The organism is Bradyrhizobium sp. CCBAU 45321, assembly GCF_028128975.1.
In the GTDB taxonomy this organism is placed as follows: Bacteria; Pseudomonadota; Alphaproteobacteria; order Rhizobiales; family Xanthobacteraceae; genus Bradyrhizobium; species Bradyrhizobium yuanmingense.
The window spans coordinates 91,015-108,677 of the sequence record NZ_LFKZ01000119.1 but is presented as its reverse complement, the minus strand read 5'-3'; the positions used below and the strand labels follow the sequence as shown (position 1 = coordinate 108,677).

17 protein-coding genes are annotated in these 17,663 nt (G+C 65.5%); 6 read left to right on the top strand and 11 right to left on the bottom strand.

Features of this window, described 5'->3' with window-relative positions; all coding sequences use genetic code 11:
* The first annotated feature begins 9 nt into the window (after window positions 1–9).
* Genes ACM43_RS16035 through ACM43_RS16015 form a run of 5 tightly spaced genes read left to right on the top strand, consistent with a single transcriptional unit; the run spans window position 10 to window position 5,503 of the window.
* Entirely contained in the window at window positions 10–1,614 is a 1,605-nt protein-coding gene (locus tag ACM43_RS16035) for an ABC transporter substrate-binding protein (protein ID WP_157282610.1), read from the top strand.
* A 17-nt stretch (window positions 1,615–1,631) separates the two neighbouring features.
* Window positions 1,632–2,573 carry an ABC transporter permease gene (locus ACM43_RS16030; protein ID WP_157282612.1) on the top strand — a complete coding sequence of 314 codons (942 nt, stop codon included), beginning with the start codon at window positions 1,632–1,634 and terminating at the stop codon, window positions 2,571–2,573.
* Window positions 2,570–3,493 (top strand): ABC transporter permease, encoded by a 924-nt coding sequence (locus ACM43_RS16025; protein ID WP_036005259.1) that lies wholly within the window; start codon window positions 2,570–2,572, stop codon window positions 3,491–3,493. The genes ACM43_RS16030 and ACM43_RS16025 overlap by 4 nt, the downstream gene beginning before the upstream one ends.
* Window positions 3,494–3,524: 31 nt before the next feature.
* Window positions 3,525–4,514, top strand: coding sequence for an ABC transporter ATP-binding protein (locus ACM43_RS16020; protein ID WP_198399679.1), 990 nt, complete (start codon window positions 3,525–3,527; stop codon window positions 4,512–4,514).
* Window positions 4,511–5,503 carry an ABC transporter ATP-binding protein gene (locus tag ACM43_RS16015; protein ID WP_271541146.1) on the top strand — a complete coding sequence of 331 codons (993 nt, stop codon included), beginning with the start codon at window positions 4,511–4,513 and terminating at the stop codon, window positions 5,501–5,503. Before ACM43_RS16020 ends, ACM43_RS16015 begins: the two co-directional genes overlap by 4 nt.
* Window positions 5,504–5,753: 250 nt before the next feature.
* On the opposite strand, the gene ACM43_RS16010 is transcribed toward ACM43_RS16015, so the two are convergent.
* From ACM43_RS16010 to ACM43_RS15960, 11 genes are all read right to left on the bottom strand, one after another.
* Window positions 5,754–6,041 carry a YciI family protein gene (locus ACM43_RS16010; RefSeq protein WP_271541144.1) on the bottom strand — a complete coding sequence of 96 codons (288 nt, stop codon included), beginning with the start codon at window positions 6,039–6,041 and terminating at the stop codon, window positions 5,754–5,756.
* Between the two features lie 76 nt (window positions 6,042–6,117).
* Complete coding sequence (locus ACM43_RS16005; RefSeq protein WP_271541142.1) at window positions 6,118–7,092, bottom strand: sugar ABC transporter substrate-binding protein; 975 nt, start codon at window positions 7,090–7,092, stop codon at window positions 6,118–6,120.
* Between the two features lie 41 nt (window positions 7,093–7,133).
* Window positions 7,134–8,111, bottom strand: a complete 978-nt coding sequence (locus ACM43_RS16000; protein WP_271541139.1) for an ABC transporter permease — start codon at window positions 8,109–8,111, stop codon at window positions 7,134–7,136.
* Window positions 8,108–9,058, bottom strand: a complete 951-nt coding sequence (locus ACM43_RS15995; RefSeq protein ID WP_271541137.1) for an ABC transporter permease — start codon at window positions 9,056–9,058, stop codon at window positions 8,108–8,110. The genes ACM43_RS16000 and ACM43_RS15995 overlap by 4 nt, the downstream gene beginning before the upstream one ends.
* Entirely contained in the window at window positions 9,051–10,574 is a 1,524-nt protein-coding gene (locus ACM43_RS15990) for a sugar ABC transporter ATP-binding protein (protein WP_271541135.1), read from the bottom strand. Before ACM43_RS15990 ends, ACM43_RS15995 begins: the two co-directional genes overlap by 8 nt.
* 10 nt (window positions 10,575–10,584) lie before the next feature.
* Complete coding sequence (locus ACM43_RS15985; protein WP_271541133.1) at window positions 10,585–11,979, bottom strand: FAD-linked oxidase C-terminal domain-containing protein; 1,395 nt, start codon at window positions 11,977–11,979, stop codon at window positions 10,585–10,587.
* A gap of 50 nt (window positions 11,980–12,029) precedes the next feature.
* Window positions 12,030–12,914, bottom strand: a complete 885-nt coding sequence (locus tag ACM43_RS15980) for an intradiol ring-cleavage dioxygenase (protein WP_271541131.1) — start codon at window positions 12,912–12,914, stop codon at window positions 12,030–12,032.
* Between the two features lie 14 nt (window positions 12,915–12,928).
* Window positions 12,929–13,831 carry an NAD(P)-dependent oxidoreductase gene (locus tag ACM43_RS15975; protein WP_271541129.1) on the bottom strand — a complete coding sequence of 301 codons (903 nt, stop codon included), beginning with the start codon at window positions 13,829–13,831 and terminating at the stop codon, window positions 12,929–12,931.
* A gap of 21 nt (window positions 13,832–13,852) precedes the next feature.
* Window positions 13,853–15,217 carry an amidohydrolase family protein gene (locus ACM43_RS15970; protein WP_271541127.1) on the bottom strand — a complete coding sequence of 455 codons (1,365 nt, stop codon included), beginning with the start codon at window positions 15,215–15,217 and terminating at the stop codon, window positions 13,853–13,855.
* Between the two features lie 4 nt (window positions 15,218–15,221).
* On the bottom strand, window positions 15,222–16,301 hold the full coding sequence (locus tag ACM43_RS15965; RefSeq protein ID WP_271541125.1) for a maleylacetate reductase: 1,080 nt from the start codon (window positions 16,299–16,301) through the stop codon (window positions 15,222–15,224).
* Window positions 16,298–16,621 (bottom strand): Dabb family protein, encoded by a 324-nt coding sequence (locus tag ACM43_RS15960; RefSeq protein ID WP_036034831.1) that lies wholly within the window; start codon window positions 16,619–16,621, stop codon window positions 16,298–16,300. Before ACM43_RS15960 ends, ACM43_RS15965 begins: the two co-directional genes overlap by 4 nt.
* Before the next feature lie 107 nt (window positions 16,622–16,728).
* On the opposite strand from ACM43_RS15960, the gene ACM43_RS15955 reads away from it, so the two are divergent.
* A complete protein-coding gene (locus ACM43_RS15955) occupies window positions 16,729–17,652 on the top strand; it encodes a LysR family transcriptional regulator (RefSeq protein WP_036005170.1) in 924 nt (307 codons plus the stop codon).
* Window positions 17,653–17,663 lie beyond the last annotated feature (11 nt).

Genomic DNA, 17,663 nt, shown 5'->3' with positions numbered 1-17,663 from the left:
GAGGACTTCATGGATCGCAGGACGGTATTGAAGGGACTGGCTGGCGCGGGCAGCCTGGCGTTGACGGGTGGCCTGTCGGCCCCGGCGATCGCTCAGGGTGCGGCGGCGCGCACCCTGCGATTCGTGCCCCAGGCCAATCTCGCCAATTTCGACCCGATCTGGGGCACGCAATATGTCGTGCGCAATGCCGCCGCGATGGTTTGGGACACGCTCTACGGCATCGATTCCTCGTTCCGGCCGCAGCGGCAGATGGTCGAGTCCGAGGAAGTGACCGACGACGGCACCACCTGGACGTTCAAGCTGCGGCCCGGCCTCAAGTTCCACGATGGCGAGCCGGTGCTCAGCAAGGACGTCGTGGCAAGTCTGACGCGCTGGTCGGCGCGCGATCCGATGGGCCTGATGATCAAGGCGCTCCAGCAGGAACTCACGGCCGTCGACGACCGCACCTTCAAATGGGTATTGAAGCAGCCCTTCCCGAAATTGCTCTACGCGCTCGGCAAGAACAATTCGCCTTGCAGCTTCATCATGCCGGAGCGCATCGCGCAGACCGATCCGTTCAAGCAGATTTCTGAATATATCGGCTCCGGTCCGCTGAAGTTCGCCAAGAGCGAGTGGGTCCCCGGTGCGAAGGCCGTGTTCGAGAAATTCGCCGACTATTCACCGCGCCAGGAGAAGGCGTCATGGCTGGCCGGTGGCAAGCAGGTGATGGTCGACCGCGTCGAGTGGGTGATCATGCCGGATCCGGCAACCGCGGCGGCCGCGTTGCAGAACGGTGAGATCGACTGGTGGGAGAATCCGATCGCGGATCTCGTTCCGGTTCTGAAGAAGAACAAGAATATCAGCGTCGATATCGGCGATCCCCTCGGCAATATCGGCTCGTTCCGCATGAACTTCCTCTATCCGCCGTTCAACGACGTCAAGGCGCGGCGTGCGGTGCTGATGGCGCTCAGCCAGGAAGACTACATGCGCGCGATCGTCGGCGACGACAATTCGCTGTGGAAGCCGCTGCCCGGCTACTTCACGCCGGATACGCCGCTCTACACCGAAGTGGGCGGCGAGATCCTGAAGGGCAAGCGCGATCTGGACGCCGCCAAGAAGCTGCTCGCCGAGAGCGGCTACTCCGGCCAGCCGGTGACGTGCCTCGTCGCGCAGGACCAGCCGATCACCAAGGCGATGGGCGACGTCACCGCCGACCTTCTCAAGAAGCTCGGCATGAATGTCGACTTCGTCGCAACTGATTGGGGCACGGTCGGCTCCCGCCGCGCGCAGAAGACGCCTCCGGGACAGGGCGGCTGGAACATGTTCCACACCTGGCACGCAGGCGCGGATTGCGTCAATCCGGCTCCCTACACCGCCATTCGTGCTAACGGCGACAAAGCCTGGTTCGGCTGGCCCACCAGCGCGGCCACCGAAAAGGAGGTCACCTCCTGGTTCGAGGCCAAGAACGTCGACGAGGAGAAGGCCGCCATCGGTCGCCTCAACAAGGCGGCGCTCGATGACGTCGTTTACGCGCCGACTGGTTTCTTCCTGAGCTACACCGCGTGGCGTAAGAACGTCTCCGGCGTTGCCAAGGGACCGCTGCCGTTCTTCTGGGGCGTGTCGAAGTCCGCATGATCGTGCGTTGAGGCCAGATGCTCTCCTACATCCTCCGTCGCATCGTTGCGACCTTGCCGGTCATGGCGATCGTCGCGCTGTTCGTGTTCAGCCTGCTTTATATCGCGCCCGGCGATCCGGCCGTGGTGATCGCGGGCGATCAGGCAAGCCCGGAGGATGTGGAGCGCATCCGCCAGAGCCTGGGGCTGGACCGGCCCTTCCTGGTCCAGTTCGGAAGCTGGGTCTGGCGCATCCTTCACGGCGATCTCGGCACCTCGATCTTCACCAACCTGCCGGTCTCGGCGATGATCGGGCAGCGTCTCGGACCGACGCTGTCGCTGATGATCGTCACGCTGCTGCTCACGATCGTGGTGGCGGTGCCGCTCGGCGTGGTGGCGGCATGGAAGGCCGGCAGCCTGATCGATCGCGTCATCATGGGCTTTGCCGTGTTTGGATTCTCGCTGCCCGTCTTCGTGGTCGGCTACATGCTCGCCTACATCTTCGCGCTGGAGCTGGAATGGCTGCCGGTGCAGGGCTACACGCCCCTCAACCAGGGCTTCTGGCCCTGGCTCGAGAACCTGATCCTGCCGGCGATCGCGCTCGGCTGCGTCTATATCGCGCTGGTCGCCCGCATCACGCGGGCAGCCATGCTCGAAGTGCTGCAGCAGGACTATATCCGCACCGCCAAGGCCAAGGGCCTCGGGCAGGGCGGCATCCTGTTCATTCACGCGCTGAAGAACGCGGCGGTGCCGATCGTCACCGTGATCGGGATCGGCATCGCGCTCCTGATCGGCGGCGCGGTCGTCACCGAGAGCGTGTTCGCGATCCCCGGCCTCGGCCGCCTCACCATCGATGCCATCCTGCGCCGTGACTATCCGGTGATTCAGGGCATCGTGCTGCTGTTCAGCTTCGTCTACGTCCTCGTCAATCTGATGATCGACGTCGTCTACACGCTCGTTGACCCGAGGATCCGCTATTGACCGACACCACCGTTAATCCGCATTCGCTTCCGGCCGGCCTCGTCCTTGCGCCGCAACTGCCCGAGATCCTGCGGCCGGTCAGGATACGGCGCGGCTTCGTCGGCCTCCTGCGCGGCCACCCGACGGTCGCGATCGGCGGCGCGCTGCTGCTGATGCTGGTGCTGATCGCGGTCTTTGCGCCGTACCTCGGCACGGTCGACCCGACCGCGCTTGCGCCCGCCAAGCGCACCCGCGCGCCGTCAGCCGATTTCTGGTTCGGCACCGACGTGCTCGGCCGCGACATCTATTCGCGCGTGCTGTTCGGCGCGCGGGTCTCGCTCACGGTCGGCCTGTCGGTCGCGATCTGCGCTTCGGCGATCGGCCTTGCCATCGGCATGGTCTCCGGCTTCATCCGCTGGGCCGACGGCATCCTGATGCGGTTCATGGACGGCCTGATGTCGATCCCGCCGATCCTGCTGGCGATCGCGCTGATGGCCCTGACGCGCGGCAGCGTCGGCAACGTCATCCTGGCGATCACCATCGCCGAGATCCCGCGCGTCTCGCGCCTCGTCCGCAGCGTCGTTCTGTCCTTGCGCGAGCAGCCCTATGTGGACGCGGCCGTGGCCTGCGGCACGCGCACGCCGATGATCATCCTGCGCCACATCCTGCCCAACACGGTTGCGCCGATGCTGGTCCAGGCGACCTATATCTGCGCCAGCGCCATGATCACGGAGGCGATCCTGTCCTTCATCGGCGCCGGCACGCCGCCGACCATCCCGTCCTGGGGCAACATCATGGCCGAGGGCCGCGCGCTCTGGCAGGTGAAGCCCTACATCGTGTTCTTCCCGGCGGCGTTCCTGTCCGTCACCGTGCTCGCCGTGAATCTGCTCGGCGACGGCCTGCGCGATGCGCTCGACCCGCGCATGGCCAAAAGCCTGTGATGTTGTCTGTGATGGATCGAGGCTGATTGCGATGGCTTTGCTCGAAGTCGAGAACCTCCAGACCCATTTCCGCACGCCCGGCGGCATCAACCGCGCGGTCGACGGGGTGTCCTTCCATGTCAACGAGGGTGAGACGCTCGCCATCGTCGGCGAGTCCGGTTGCGGCAAGTCGGTGACATCGATGTCCTTGATGCGGCTGATTCCGGAGCCGCCGGGCCGGATCGCAGGCAGCATCCGCTTCGCGGGCAGGGATCTCCTGAAACTGTCCGACCGCGAGATGCGCGCGATCCGCGGCAACGACATCTCGATGATCTTTCAGGAACCGATGACGAGCCTGAACCCGGTGCTCACCGTCGGCCGCCAGATCCGCGAGACCTTGATGATCCATCAGGGCCTCGACAAGCAGGCGGCGGAGGCGCATGCGGTCGAGATGCTGACGCTGGTCGGCATTCCCGAGCCGAAGCGGCGTGTTGGCGAATATCCGCACCAGCTGTCCGGCGGCATGCGCCAGCGCGTGATGATCGCGGTTGCGCTGGCCTGCAATCCCAAGCTTCTCATTGCGGACGAGCCGACCACCGCGCTCGACGTGACGATCCAAGCGCAGATCCTCAAGCTGATGCTGGACCTGAAGCGCCGGGTCGGAGCGGCCATCATCCTGATCACCCACGATCTCGGCGTCGTCGCCGAGATCGCCGAGCGTGTCATGGTGATGTATGCCGGCCGCAAGGTCGAGGAGGCGCCGGTGGCCGAGCTGTTCCGCTCCCCGCGCCATCCCTATACGCAGGGCCTGTTAGGCGCGGTGCCGAAGCTCGGCTCTTCGCTTGCGGGCACCGCGACCCGTCTTGCCGAGATCCCTGGGCAGGTCCCTGATCTCCGCAAGCCCATTATCGGCTGCGTCTTCGCCGGCCGCTGTGCGCTTGCCACCGATGTCTGCCGGCAATATGCGCCGGGACTGGAAGAGAAGGGGCCGCGCCACATCGCGGCCTGTCACTACGCTGCCAAGGGAGCCGTCGCGGCATGAGTCCTCCGCTGCTCCAGGTCAACGACCTCAAGAAGCATTTTCCGGTCAAGAGCGGCCTGTTCGGCCGCAAGTCCGAATTCGTTTACGCGGTGGACGGCGTCTCCTTCGAGATCGCGCGCGGCGAGACACTGTCGCTGGTCGGCGAGTCCGGCTGCGGCAAATCGACGGTCGGCCGCGCCATCCTGCGGCTGTTCGAGATCACCTCGGGCCAGGTCATCCTCGACGGCCAGAGGATCGACGATGCCGCACCAGGCACGATGCGCCAGATGCGTCGCCGCGTGCAGGTGGTGTTCCAGGATCCGTTCTCGAGCCTCAATCCGCGCATGCGCGTGCGCGACATTCTCGCCGAGCCGATCCGCAATTTCGGCCTCGCCAAATCTGCAGAGGATCTCGAGGTCCGTGTCACATCGCTGATGGACACGGTGCGCCTGCCGCGCGAAGCCTTGAGCCGCAGGCCGCACGAATTCTCCGGTGGTCAGCGTCAGCGCATCGGCATCGCGCGGGCGCTGGCGGCCGAGCCCGAGCTGATCGTCTGCGACGAGGCGGTCTCCGCGCTCGATGTCTCGGTTAAAGCGCAGATCGTCAATCTCTTGCAGGATCTCCAGCGCGAGTTCGGTCTCGCGCTACTGTTCATCAGCCACGATCTTGCCATCGTCGAGCATATGACCCATCGCGTCGCGGTGATGTATCTCGGCAAGATCGTCGAGGTGGCCCCGCGCCGCGAGATCTTTGCCGCGCCAAGGCATCCCTACACCAAGGCGCTGCTTTCGGCCGTGCCGCTGCCGGAGCCCGGAGCCCAGCGCAACCCCATCATCCTCAAGGGCGACGTGCCGAGCCCGATCAATCCGCCGAAGGGATGCCGCTTTCACACCCGTTGTCCGTTCGTCTTCGACCGCTGCCGGACGGAGGAGCCGACGCTGCGCGCGACCGGAGCCGAGCAGTGGGTGGCCTGCCATTTGGAAGAAGCTGCGCCGGCAATGAGCAGCTGAAGGGACCTGACGCCAGTGCGCGTCGCACACTCACGCCGACGCGTGGCGGTGCCTGGACGGAGGACCGGACTGACATCGGGTGATGATTGCACTATGCCCCTGTTTTGCCCGACGAGTCAAAATCCACCGCCGATCTGGATCGGCATTGGCCTCGAATGCGTGGCCGCGCGGTGCATCGGAAATTCGTAAGCAAGAACAAGCCCGTTCTACTGTGCATGGGGTTGTTTTCGCACTTTCGATGAGGCCGGTCTCATCCCTGCCGGCGCAGGAAACCGGTGATCGTGACCTTGTCCCAGATGCCGGCTGCGGCAAAGGGATCTGCACGGTTGAAAGCTTCGACCTCGGCGCGGCCGGGGGCCTCGATCAGGAACAGGCTGCCGATCATGGTCTGGCCGTCGTCGGAGACGAGCGGACCGGACATCACGATCTTGACGCCGAAGCGCGAGGTGTCGCTGAGGAAAGCCTTGTGGGCATCGTAATTGACGAGCCGCGTCGGCAACGCGCCGGTGCGGTCGAGGGCGTGAATGGCGAACAGCATGCTGTCTCCGTTTCTTGGCTTCATTCTTGGGACGGCCGCGGGCTGCGGCCGTCCGGGCTTGGTGCGATCGGGTCGTCTACTTCGCGCTGAGCTTGCCGGCGTCTTCGAAGGTCGGGCAGGTCCGCTGCTCCAGCGGCACGTCGAACGGCCCGTAATTGTCCTTGGTGATCACCGTCGGCTTCAGCACGATCTCGCTGATAACAGGCTGGCCCCGCAAGGAGCGGATTGCCATCATGGTGCCGAGGCAGCCTTGCGCAAAGCCGTTGTAGTCGCCGCTCGCCAGCAGCTTGCCGGACTTGATTGCGTCGATCGCCTCCTTGGTGCCGTTGATGCCGATCACCTGCGCCTTGCGGTTGGCGCCGTCGAGCGCCTCGATCGCGCCGACCGCCATGGCGTCGTTGGCCGCCAGCACGCCGTCGATCTGCGAATTCGACTGCATCAAGTTCTCCATCACCTGGAGCGCTTGGAGCCGCTGGTAGTTGCCGGGCTGCGAGGCCAAGAGCTTGGCGCCGGGCGCTTCCTTTAGCGCGTCGTTGAAGCCGCGGACGCGGTCGACATTGGTCAGCGAGCCCTTGACGCCCTCGATGATGACGATGTTGCCCTTGCCGCCGAGCGTCTTCAGCAGGAAGCGCGCGGTCTCCAGCCCAAGGCTGTAATCGTCGGCGCCGACGAAGGACAGGAACTTGCCGCCGGCCGAACGGTCGGTGATGTTGACGACCGGGATCTTGGCTTCGTTGATCTTCTCGACGCCCGGCACCATCGCCTTGTAGTCGACCGGCGTGAACACGATCGCGCTCGGCTTCTTCACCACGACGTCCTCGATCTGGCTGAGCTGCTCGGGGATCGAGTCCGGCTTGGTCGGGATGTATTGCAGCGTCTTCGCGTTCAGCACCTTCGCCATGTTGTCGGCGCCGACCCGCACCGTCTGGAAGAACGGGTTGGTCTGGTTCTTGGTGAAGACCGCGATGGTCTCGCCGTCCGCATGTGCCGCATTCGTGAACGCGGCCACCATCAGCAGCGGCAGCGCCACACAGCCAATTGTCTTTCTCATATTGCCTCCATCCCTCATTTTGCTTGTTGGATTGCCAGAACTCATTGCGCGCGGCGGCGGGTCTTCATGTCGAGCCAGACCGCGAGAATGACGATGACGCCGGTGACGAGCGGCTGCCAATTGGCGCTGACCGCGAGCAGGTTCATGCCGTTCAGCACCAGGGTCAGGATCAGCGCGCCGATGAAGGTGCCGAACACGGTGCCAACGCCACCGAACAGCGAGGTGCCCCCGATCAGAACGGCCGCGATCGCCGGCAGCGTCAGGCTCTCGCCGATGTCGGCCTCGGCCGAATTGAGCCGCGACAGGAAGATGATCGAGGCCAGTCCCGCCATGGTGCCTGAGACCGCGTAGACCAGCAGCAGGCGGCGCGCCACCGGGATGCCGGAGAGGCGCGCGGCGACCGGATTGGCGCCGATCGCATAGATCTCCTGGCCCCAGACCGTGCGCTGCGCGAAGAACGTCCCGATCCCGAGGAACACCAGGAGCAAGTAGACCGGAATGGGCAGGCCGAACAGATAGCCGCTGCCGATCTGGCGGAAGCCAGCCGGGAAACCGTGCAGGGTCTCGCCCGCCATGTACCAGTAGGTGAGGCCGTTCAGCACCCAGAGCATGCCGTAGGTGGCGATGAAGGAGGGGATGCGCAGCGCCGTGACCATGACGCCGTTGATCAGGCCGACGATGCCGCCGCAGGCAAGTCCGGTGAGGATGCCGAGCGCGGACGAACCGGTCGTGTGGATCACGGTGCCGGCGAGGCAGGCGGACAGCGCGACATTGGCGCCGACGGAGAGATCGAGGCCGGCCGTGAGCACCACCAGCGTCAGGCCGGAGGCGATGAAGAAGGTCAGGCTCGCTTGCCTCAGCACATTGAGGATGTTGCCGAGGCTCAGGAAGGAATCGCTGAGCACGGCGAGCACGGCGCAGATCAGGAAAGCGGCGAGCAGGCGATAGAACAGCTGGACCGCGTCCTGCGACAGGAAAGAGCGGGGCGGCGCCATGGCGCCCTTGGTGATGTCGGTCATGTGCGGCTCCTGAGGCCGTCGAGGAACAGGGCAACGATCACGAGCACGCCGACGCTGGCGACCTGCACCGAGGAGGGCAGCGAGATCAGGTTCAGCCCGTTGCGCAACACGCCGACGGAAAGGACCCCGAGCAGCGTACCGAGTAGCCAGCCATTGCCGCGCTCGAACGAGGTGCCGCCGACGGCGACGGCCGCGATGGCGTCGAATTCCAGGCCGAGGCCGGCGGTGGGATGGCCGGAGTTCATGCGTGCGGTCATCAACAGGCCCGCGATGCCGGCCATGGCGCCGCCGATCGCATAGACCGCGATCAGCAGCCGGTTGGGCGAGAGGCCGGCATAGCGCAGCGCCTCGCGATTGCCGCCGAGCGCGAAGATGTAGGTGCCGAAGCGGGTGTGATAGAGCAGGCCGTGAAAGGCCGCATAGGTCACCAGGGCCATCACGATCGGCACGGGAATGCGGAGCAGCGTCGCCGAGTAGATGTCGCGCACGCTGTGGGGGATGCCGACCACGCTCTGGCCGTCGCTGACGATCAGCGACAGCCCCTGCGCCATGCCGAGCGTGCCCAGCGTCGCGACGAAGGGTGGTATGCCCAGAATGGCGACCAGCCAGCCGTTGGCAACGCCAAAGGCCGTGCCGACCAGAAGGCCGGCGCCGAGGCCCAGTAGCATCGACTTGGTCGCGAGCGACACGATCGCCACGCAGAGCGAAGTCAGCGTCAGCACCGCGCCCATCGACAGGTCCAGCCCCTCCGTCATGATGATCAGCGTCATCGGCAGCGCGAGCATGGTCAGGATGGTCGACTGCACCAGCACGTTGGAGAGGTTGGCGACCGACAGGAAGCCGGGCGCGATCACGCTGAACAGCGCGATCAGCAGCACCAGCACCATGGCAACGCCGGGAATGCGCTGCAGCGGATTGGGTTGAGCGACGACCGCGACCTCACGCATGATGCATCCCCAATCGCACGATGTTCTCCTCGGTCAATTCGTTGCGTGACAAATGTCCCGCGATGCGCCCCTCGCGCATCACATAGGCGCGGTCGCAGACATGGCAGATCTCGACCTGCTCGGACGAGATCATCAGCGCCGCCGCGCCGTCCGCCACGAGGCGGTCGATCAGCGCGAAGATCTCCGACTTGGCGCCGATGTCGATGCCCCGCGTCGGCTCGTCGAAGATGAAGAGCTTCGAGCCGGCGGCGAGCCATTTGCCGATCACGACCTTCTGCTGGTTGCCGCCGGAGAGCAGGCCGACGGTCTGGCGTGCGCTTGGTGTCGCGATGCGGAGCTGCCGGATCAGGCCGTCGGCGGTACGCTGGGCCGAGCGTTGGTCGAACAGCCCGCTCGGGAACAGTTTTTTCAGCGCCGACACCACCAGATTGTCGCTGACGGATCGCAGCAGCGCGAGGCCTTCGCTCTTGCGGCTCTCCGGGATCAAAGCGATGCCGCGGCGGGTGGCGAGATCCGGCTCGCCGGAAATGCTCTTGCCGTCGAAGATGATCTCGCCCGACGTCACGGGATCGGCGCCGAAGATCGCGCGGGCGACCTCGCTGCGGCCGGAGCCGACCAGGCCGCACAGCCCGACGATCTCGCCGCGGCGCACCTCGATGTTGATGTCGGAGATGCCGGTCGGCGCGGAGAGGCCCTTGACCTCGAGCAGCACCTCGCCGGGCTTGTCGGCGAAATGGCGCGGATAGGTCATGTCGACGTTGCGGCCGACCATCATGCGGACCAACTGGTCCGGCGTGACGTCGGCGGGCCGAACTCCGTCGATGCGGCGGCCGTCGCGCAGCACGGTGATGCGATCGCCGAGTGCGAACACTTCGGCCATGCGGTGCGAGATATAGACGATCGAAACGCCATCCGCCTTTAGTCGCCCGATCAAGGCGAACAAGAGCTCGGTCTCGCGGTCGGACAGCGCCGCGGTTGGCTCGTCCATGACGAGGATGCGGGCGTTCTGGCTGATCGCTTTGGCGATCTCGACCATTTGCTGCTGCGCGACGCCGAGCTTGTCGACGGTGGTGGCGGGATCGATGTCGAAGCCGATGGTCTCGAGCACGCGCTTTGCGTCGGCCAATATCCTGCGGCGGTCGATCGTGCCGGGAATGCGGCCTTTGGGTTCGCGACCGAGGAAGATGTTCTGGGCAATGTCGAGGTAGGGGACCAGCGAGAATTCCTGGAAGATTACCGCGATGCCGAGCTTCTGCGCATCGGCGGTCGAAGAGATCGCGACCCTCTCGCCGTTGTAATAGAACTCGCCGGCGTCGGCGCGATAGGCGCCGCACAGCACCTTCATCAGGCTCGATTTGCCGGCGCCGTTCTCGCCCAGCAGCATATGGACTTCGCCGGGGTAGACGGCAAAGGACACGTCGTCGAGCGCCTTGACGCCTGGAAACTCCTTGCTGACGCCGCGCAGCTCCAGCAGCGGCGTGGGCGAGGTGACCTCGATCGGGAGCGCGTCGCTCATGGCTTATTGCTCATGTTTTGGCTCTGCCAGCAAAGATCTTTCCGGGGTTCATCAATCCGTCGGGATCGAGAGCCGCCTTGATCGATCGCATCACGTCCACGGCCTCGCCGAGCTCGTCGGTGAGATAGTCGATCTTGCCGAGCCCGATGCCGTGCTCGCCGGTGCAGGTGCCGTCCATGGTGATGGCACGCGCGACCATGCGGGCCTGCAGCGCCTTGGCGCCTTCGGCCTCCTCCGGTTTTGTCGCGTCGATCAGGATCAGCATGTGGAAATTGCCGTCGCCGACATGGCCGACGATCGGCGCGGTGAAGCCATGCTCGTCAGCGTCACGACGCGTCTCGGTCAGGCATTCGGCGAGACGCGAGATCGGCACGCAGACGTCGGTGATGACGGCGCGTGCGCCGGGGCGCAGGCCGAGGCCCGCATAGAGCGTGTTGTCGCGGGCATGCCAGAGCCGGCTGCGGTCTTCCTGCGCCTTGGCCCAGGCAAAGCCATGGCCGCCATGATCGGCTGCGATCGCCTGCGCGGCTTCGGCCTGCTCGGCGACGGAGGTTTCGGAGCCGTGGAATTCGAAGAACAGCGTGGGGGCCTCGCGATAGCCGAGCTTGGCGTAGGCATTGATGCCGCGCATCATGACATCGTCGAGCAGCTCGATGCGGGCCACGGGGATCGCGGACTGGATCACGGAGATCGCGGTGTCGACGGCCTCGTGCAGGGTGTCGAAGCTGCAGACCGCGGCCGAGATCGCCTGCGGCACCGGGTGCACCTTCAGCGTGATCTCCGTGATGATTCCGAGCGTGCCTTCCGCGCCGACGAACATGCGCGTCAGGTCGTAGCCCGCCGCCGATTTCCGCGCGCGCCGGGCGGTGCGGATGATGCGCCCGTCGGCCAGCACGACCTCGAGCGCCATGACGTTGTCTTTCATGGTGCCGTAGCGCACCGCCATCGTGCCGGAGGCGCGCGTCGAGGTCATGCCGCCGATCGAGGCGTCGGCGCCGGGATCGATCGGGAAGAACAGGCCGGTATTGCGCAGCTCAGCATTCAGTTGCTTGCGTGTGATGCCGGGCTGCACCACGACGTCCATGTCGCTGTCGTGCACTGCGAGCACCTTGTTCATGCGCGCGAAGTCGAAGCAGACGCCGCCGGCGATCGCCGCCGCATTGCCTTCGAGCGAGGTGCCGGCGCCGAACGGGACGATCGGCATGCCCGCACCGGCGCAGAGCTTGACGATTTCCGCGACCTCCTGCGTGGTCTCAGGGAAGACCACGATGTCGGGCGGCAGGCTCCGATAATGCGACTCGCTCTGCCCATGCTGATCGAGCACGCCGCGCGCGACGCTTGCGCGCGGACCGATCATGCCGGCAAGGCGCTCGGCCACAATGCCCGTGCTGATCCGCGGTCCCATCCTCAGCTCCCGTCCCTGTTTTACGGACTCTTGTTGGTCCGTTGTTGAGCTTAAGCGGCTCTTGCGTTGCTTGCGACCTGCTTCAGGCCGAAATCATAGTTGAGATGAAAATAGTCGCGCTCCACCATGCGACCATCCGGCGCACGGCCGGCCGGATGACGGACGAAGTTGCGGATCAGGCTGTCCTTGACGCCGAACACGACGTCGCTGTCGAGATATTGGTCGCCGGCAACGAACACGTGCGTCACCAGCTGCTCGAAACCTGGCGCTGAGATCATGAAGTGCACGTGCGCCGGGCGCCAGGGATGGCGTCCCTGCACCTCCAGCATCTCGCCGACCGGTCCGTCATGAGGAATCGGGTAGGCGGCCGGCTTGATCGACCAGAAATGGAAGCGGCCGTTGGCATCGGTGTGGAAGCGGGCGCGCATCGCGAGATCGCCGATCTTGTCGAGCTGCTGCACGTCGTAATAGCCGTCGTCGTCGGAGTGCCAGACGTCCACGATGGCGCCGGCGAGCGGCTTTCCGTCCACGGTCGAGACCGAGCCGGTGACCAGCATGGGATCGCCATCCATCGGCCCGGAGATGTCAGCGCCGCTGTCCTTCTCGGGCGCAGCCTGGACGAAGAATGGCCCGAGCACCGTGGTCTCGGTCGCGCCTTCGGGCACCGGATGGTTGATGGCATCGACCAGCATGGAGACGCCGAGCGTGTCCGACAGCAGGATGAACTCCTGGCGCTTGTCGGTGCACATATGCCCGGTGCGGGTCAGGAAGTCGATGCCGTATTCCCACTCCTTCTGGGTCGGCCGCACCTCGCGGACGAAGGCGTGAAGATGCCGCACCAGCGCTTCGCTCACCTGCTTGATGCGCGGATCGGTCGCGCCCGCGATCCGCTCCAGCACCGCATCCGTGATCGTGTTTTCGTTGAAGTTACGCATGTGTATCTCCGCGATCAGAGTTTTGGTTCGCCGAGGCCGGACAGTCGTTCGAGATGCTTGACGGTCGCAATGAAGTCGGTGTCGCCGTCGCCTTGCGCGACCAGCGCGCCATAGGTCTCGCGCACTTGCGCGGCAAGCTGCAGCGGCACGCCGACGGCGTGGCCGGCGCCCAGGATCAGGTCGAGATCCTTCGCCATCTGCTTGCAGGAGAAGGTGGACTCGAAGTCGCGAGTCCGTAGCGGCGCGGTCTTGTACTTCACCATGGGCGAGGCGACTGCGCTATCGTCGAGCACCTTCAGGATATCCTGCCAGGCAATGCCGCCCTTGCGCGCGAGCGCCAGGCTCTCGGCCATCATTGCCGCCGAGACCGCGATCATCAGGTTGACCGAGAGTTTGGCGTAGCGCGCTTCCTCGGCCGGCCCGAGATAGGTCTGGGCGCGGGTGAAGGCGGCGAACAGCGGCTTTGCGCTCTCGAAGGCGTCCCTCGGTCCCGACACGAAGCAGGTCAGCGCGCCCGTGTGCACGATGCTGGCATTGCCGGAGACCGGCGCGCGCAGATAGGCAATGCCACGCGCCTGCGCGGCGGCCGCGACCTCAGCCGAGGCTTCGACGCTCACGGTGCTGGTTTCGATCAAGGCGGCACCTTGTGCCATCGCGGTGATCAGGCCGCCGGGGCCGAGCAACGCGCCGCGCAAAGCTGCGTCGTCGGGCAGGGACGTGATCACAGTGGCTTTGCCGATCACGGCCTCGGCCGGCGAAGCGGCAATCCCAATGCCCTGCGCGCGTGCCTCGTCGATGCGCGCCGCGCTTTGGTCGAACGCGGTGACCGAGTAGCCGGCTTTGGCGACGAGCACCGACATCGGCAGGCCCATCTTGCCGATTCCGATGAAAGCAACATTCTTCGAAACGTCAGTCATTGGTTTCGTCCATTGGCGCCTTCAGGCGGCTCGTCCCTGTCGTTCGATGTCCTGCACCAGCCGGCGGCCGGATTGCGCCAGCAGCTCCTTCTTCGTCTCGAGACGCTCGACCAGCAGCCGGCCGTTGCGCTTCTTCCAGGCGCCGCCGATCATGACGGCCTCGATGTTGGCGAGGCTCGTCTGCATCACGACAGTTGCGATCGGGTCATGCACCGGATGAAGATTGAGGTCGGAGGCGTTGATGATGACGAGGTCGGCGAGCTTGCCAGGCGTCAGCGAGCCGATCTGGTGGCCGCGGCCGAGCATGCGGGCGCCTTCCGTCGTGATCCAGCGCAACGCTTCGCGCAGCGGAATCGTGGTCGTCCCCGGAATCGTGCCGCCGGTCTTGCGCGACTCCGCATTGTCGAGCGCCCGCTGCATCGACACCGCAACGCGCGCCGCGGAGAGGAGATCGCCGGCCAGCACGGATTCGAGATCAATGCCGATGGTCGGCCGCACGCCGCGCTTCAGCAGGCGGCCGGTGATCGGAAAGCCGTGGCCCTGGATCATCTCGTTCTCGGGCGTCACCGAGAACGATACGCCGAGATCGACGAGACGATCGAGCAGATCATCGGGCAGATCGTTGCCATGGACGATGTTGATGCCGGGGTCGACGAGGCCGACCTCGAGCAGCTTTTCCCAGCCGCCGGGCGTCTTCGCCGGACCGCCGCCCTGATGCATCGATGCGATCAGGTTCAGCTCCCGCGCCAGGCGGAAATCGTGCATGGCGACGTCGAGCGTCGAATAATGCGGACCGAGGATGGCGAGCCCGAGCGTGACGAGTCCATTGCGGTCGGCGAGGGGACCCGCCAGCAACCGCTCGACCTCGCGGCGCGGATGCGGCACTTCCGAGAAATGCGGCTCGCCCGGCTTCGGCTCGGGCTTCGGTGAGCCGTGGAAGAACGCGGCGCGGATGCCGCTTTCGATCAGGCCGCGCACGGCGGCGTCGGTATGGTCCGACGTCGGGTTGTTGTGGCACCAGTCGACCAGCGTGGTGACGCCGTGATTGATCTGGTTCAGCGCGCCGACAAGGGTTGCGATGTAGATGTCGTCGGGCCGGAACACGGTGGCGAGGCCCGCATGCATGCGGCGGAAATATTCCAGGAGCGTCCAGTTCGCGGCAAAGCCGCGCAAGCCGGTCTGCCAGGTGTGCATATGTGCGTTGATCAAGCCGGGAATGACGATGCGGCCGGTGCCGTCGACGACCTCCGTGTCGGCCGCTGCGTCGATCGACGGACGCACGTCGGCGATCCGGCTGCCCTCGACCAGCACATCGCCGGCCGAGAGATCGCCGATCGCGTCATCCATGCTGATGACAATGGCCGATCTGATCAGCGTGCGCCGCATCGTCTCACGCTGCCGCTTTGATGGCGCTTGGCGGCTCGCCCGCCCAGGCGCGTGCAATCAACTCGCGAATGGCGCCACGCTCGAGCGGGCGCGGGTTCCAATAGGCGTTGGTGACGGCGAGATCGGCCGCCTTGTCGATGCCGCTCTCGGGCATGCCGACATCGCGCAGCGCGACCTTCGCACCCAGTCGCTTCGCAAGATCGAAAAGTCCCTCCGATGCGTCGGCCGCGCCGATCGCGCGCGCGATCCGCGCCATCGCGTCGGGCACAGCCGGCGCGTTGTAGGCCAGCGCATGCGGCAGCACGATGGTGTGGGTTTCGGCGTGCGGCAGGTCGAACGTGCCGCCGAGCGTATGGCAGAGCTTGTGATGCAGCGCCATGCCGACAGTGCCCAGGCAGACACCGCACAGCCAGGCGCCATAGAGCGCCTCGGTGCGGGCCTCGCGATCGTCGCTCTTGGCGGCAATGGCGGGCAAAGCGCGCGCCAGCGCGCGGATGCCTTCTTCGGCCATCAGCGAGGTGACAGGGTTGGCGTCGCGCGCGTACAGCGCCTCGACCGCATGCGCGATCGCGTTGATGCCGGAGGTCGCGGCGAGGCTCGCTGGCAGCGTCAGCGTCAGGTCGACGTCGTAGATCACGGTCTCCGGCAGCACGGCCGCATCGCGCACCGTGGTCTTCAGCCCGTTCTCGGTCTGGCCGACGATCGGCGTCATCTCCGAGCCGGCATAGGTGGTGGGAATGCAGAGCTGGTTGACGCCGGTGCGCAAGGCCAAAGCCTTGCCGAGCCCGGTGGTCGAGCCGCCGCCGAGCGAGACGACGCAATCGGCCTCGCATGTCTTCATCACCGCGAGCGCGCGTTGCGTGACCTCGACCGGCGTGTGCATGGTGGCGCCGGAAAAGATGCCGGCATAGAGCGGGCCGAGCGCTGCGCCGAGGCTCTTGCCCTGCGCCTCCTGCTGCGGGGTCGTCAACACCAGCGCACGCTTGCCGCCGAGCCGCTCGACCTCGGCCCTGGCGCTCGCCAGCGTTCCGCTGCCGAACACGACGCGGCAGGGCAGGTTTTCGAAGGTGAACGAACCGATCATGCGCCGGTCTCTTTGATGGGATAATCGACCTGGAAACGCCCGATCCGCAAGTCGCCCAGCGCCTCGCGCACACGCAGATGCTCCGGGTGGTTGGCGTAGGCCGCAAGCGCCGCCTGGTCCGTGAATTCGGAGAACAGCACCACGTCGCAGGCGTAATCGACCGCGCTGACGTCCATGCCGACTTCGATATGGGTGAGGCCGTCGATCCGGCCTTTGAGGCCCTCGAACAAGGTCTTGACCTTGAGCCGGGCGGCCGAGCGCTCCGCGGGCGTCTCCCCGCGCAGTCGCCACATCACGATGTGCCTGATCGGGCCCGACATTTCCTGATTTCCTCGCCTGCAATGGTGCTTTGTTGGCACCATTTTGCCTTGCAGAAAACGGAAATAAAGGTCAATATTTGTAAGTCTCTTTTCCTCGTTTCGCAAAAATGGACCGGCTGCTTCAACTCGAGGTCTTCTCCAAAACCGCTGAGCTCGGCAGCCTTTCCAAGGCCGCCGAAATACTGCGGATGTCGAACGCCGCTGCGAGCCGCCATCTCAGTGCGCTGGAGGAGCGGCTTGCGGTCCGGCTGATCGAGCGCAACACGCGCCGGCAATGGCTGACCGAAGCGGGACAGGAACTGCTGCAGCGGTGCAGCACGCTTCTGAACGAGCTCGCCGAGGCCGAGGACGCCGTCTCCGACCGCGCGCTGTCGCCGAAGGGCATGCTGCGCGTGACGAGCTCGCTCTCCTTTGCGATGATCTATCTCGCGCCGATGCTGCCCGCCTTCCGCGCGCTCTATCCTGATCTCAGCGTGCAGATCATCAGCGCGAACCGCTACCTCGATTTCATCGAGGCCGGCATCGACGTTGCGATCCGCACCCGCGAGCACGAGCCGGATTCAAACATCGTCGTCCGCCGCATCGGTCAGATGCACCGCGTGCTCGCGGCCGCTCCCTCCTACCTCGAGAAGCACGGCCGGCCCGAACATCCCGCCGATCTCGCCCGCCACAACATGCTGATCTACAACCTCGCCAATGATCCCTATTCGCTGCGGCTGAGCCAGGGCAGCACGACGCAGACGATCCGGATCGCGCCGACGCTCGACAGCAATGACGGCCAGATCATCTGTGGCGCGGCGCGCGCGGGGCTCGGCATCCTGATCCAGCCGCTCTATATCGTGCAGGGCGATATCGCGGCTGGGCGGCTGGTGCCTGTCCTGAGCGATTGGCAGCTGCCGTTGCTCACCATGAACATCGCCTATCAGAACCGCGTCAGGCTGCCGGCCAAGATCAGGGTGTTCTCCGACTTCCTCGTCAGCTACATCCGGGAGCATTCAGAGCCAGGGATCTGGATCGACGCGGCGAAGTGAGCGGAAGCAGC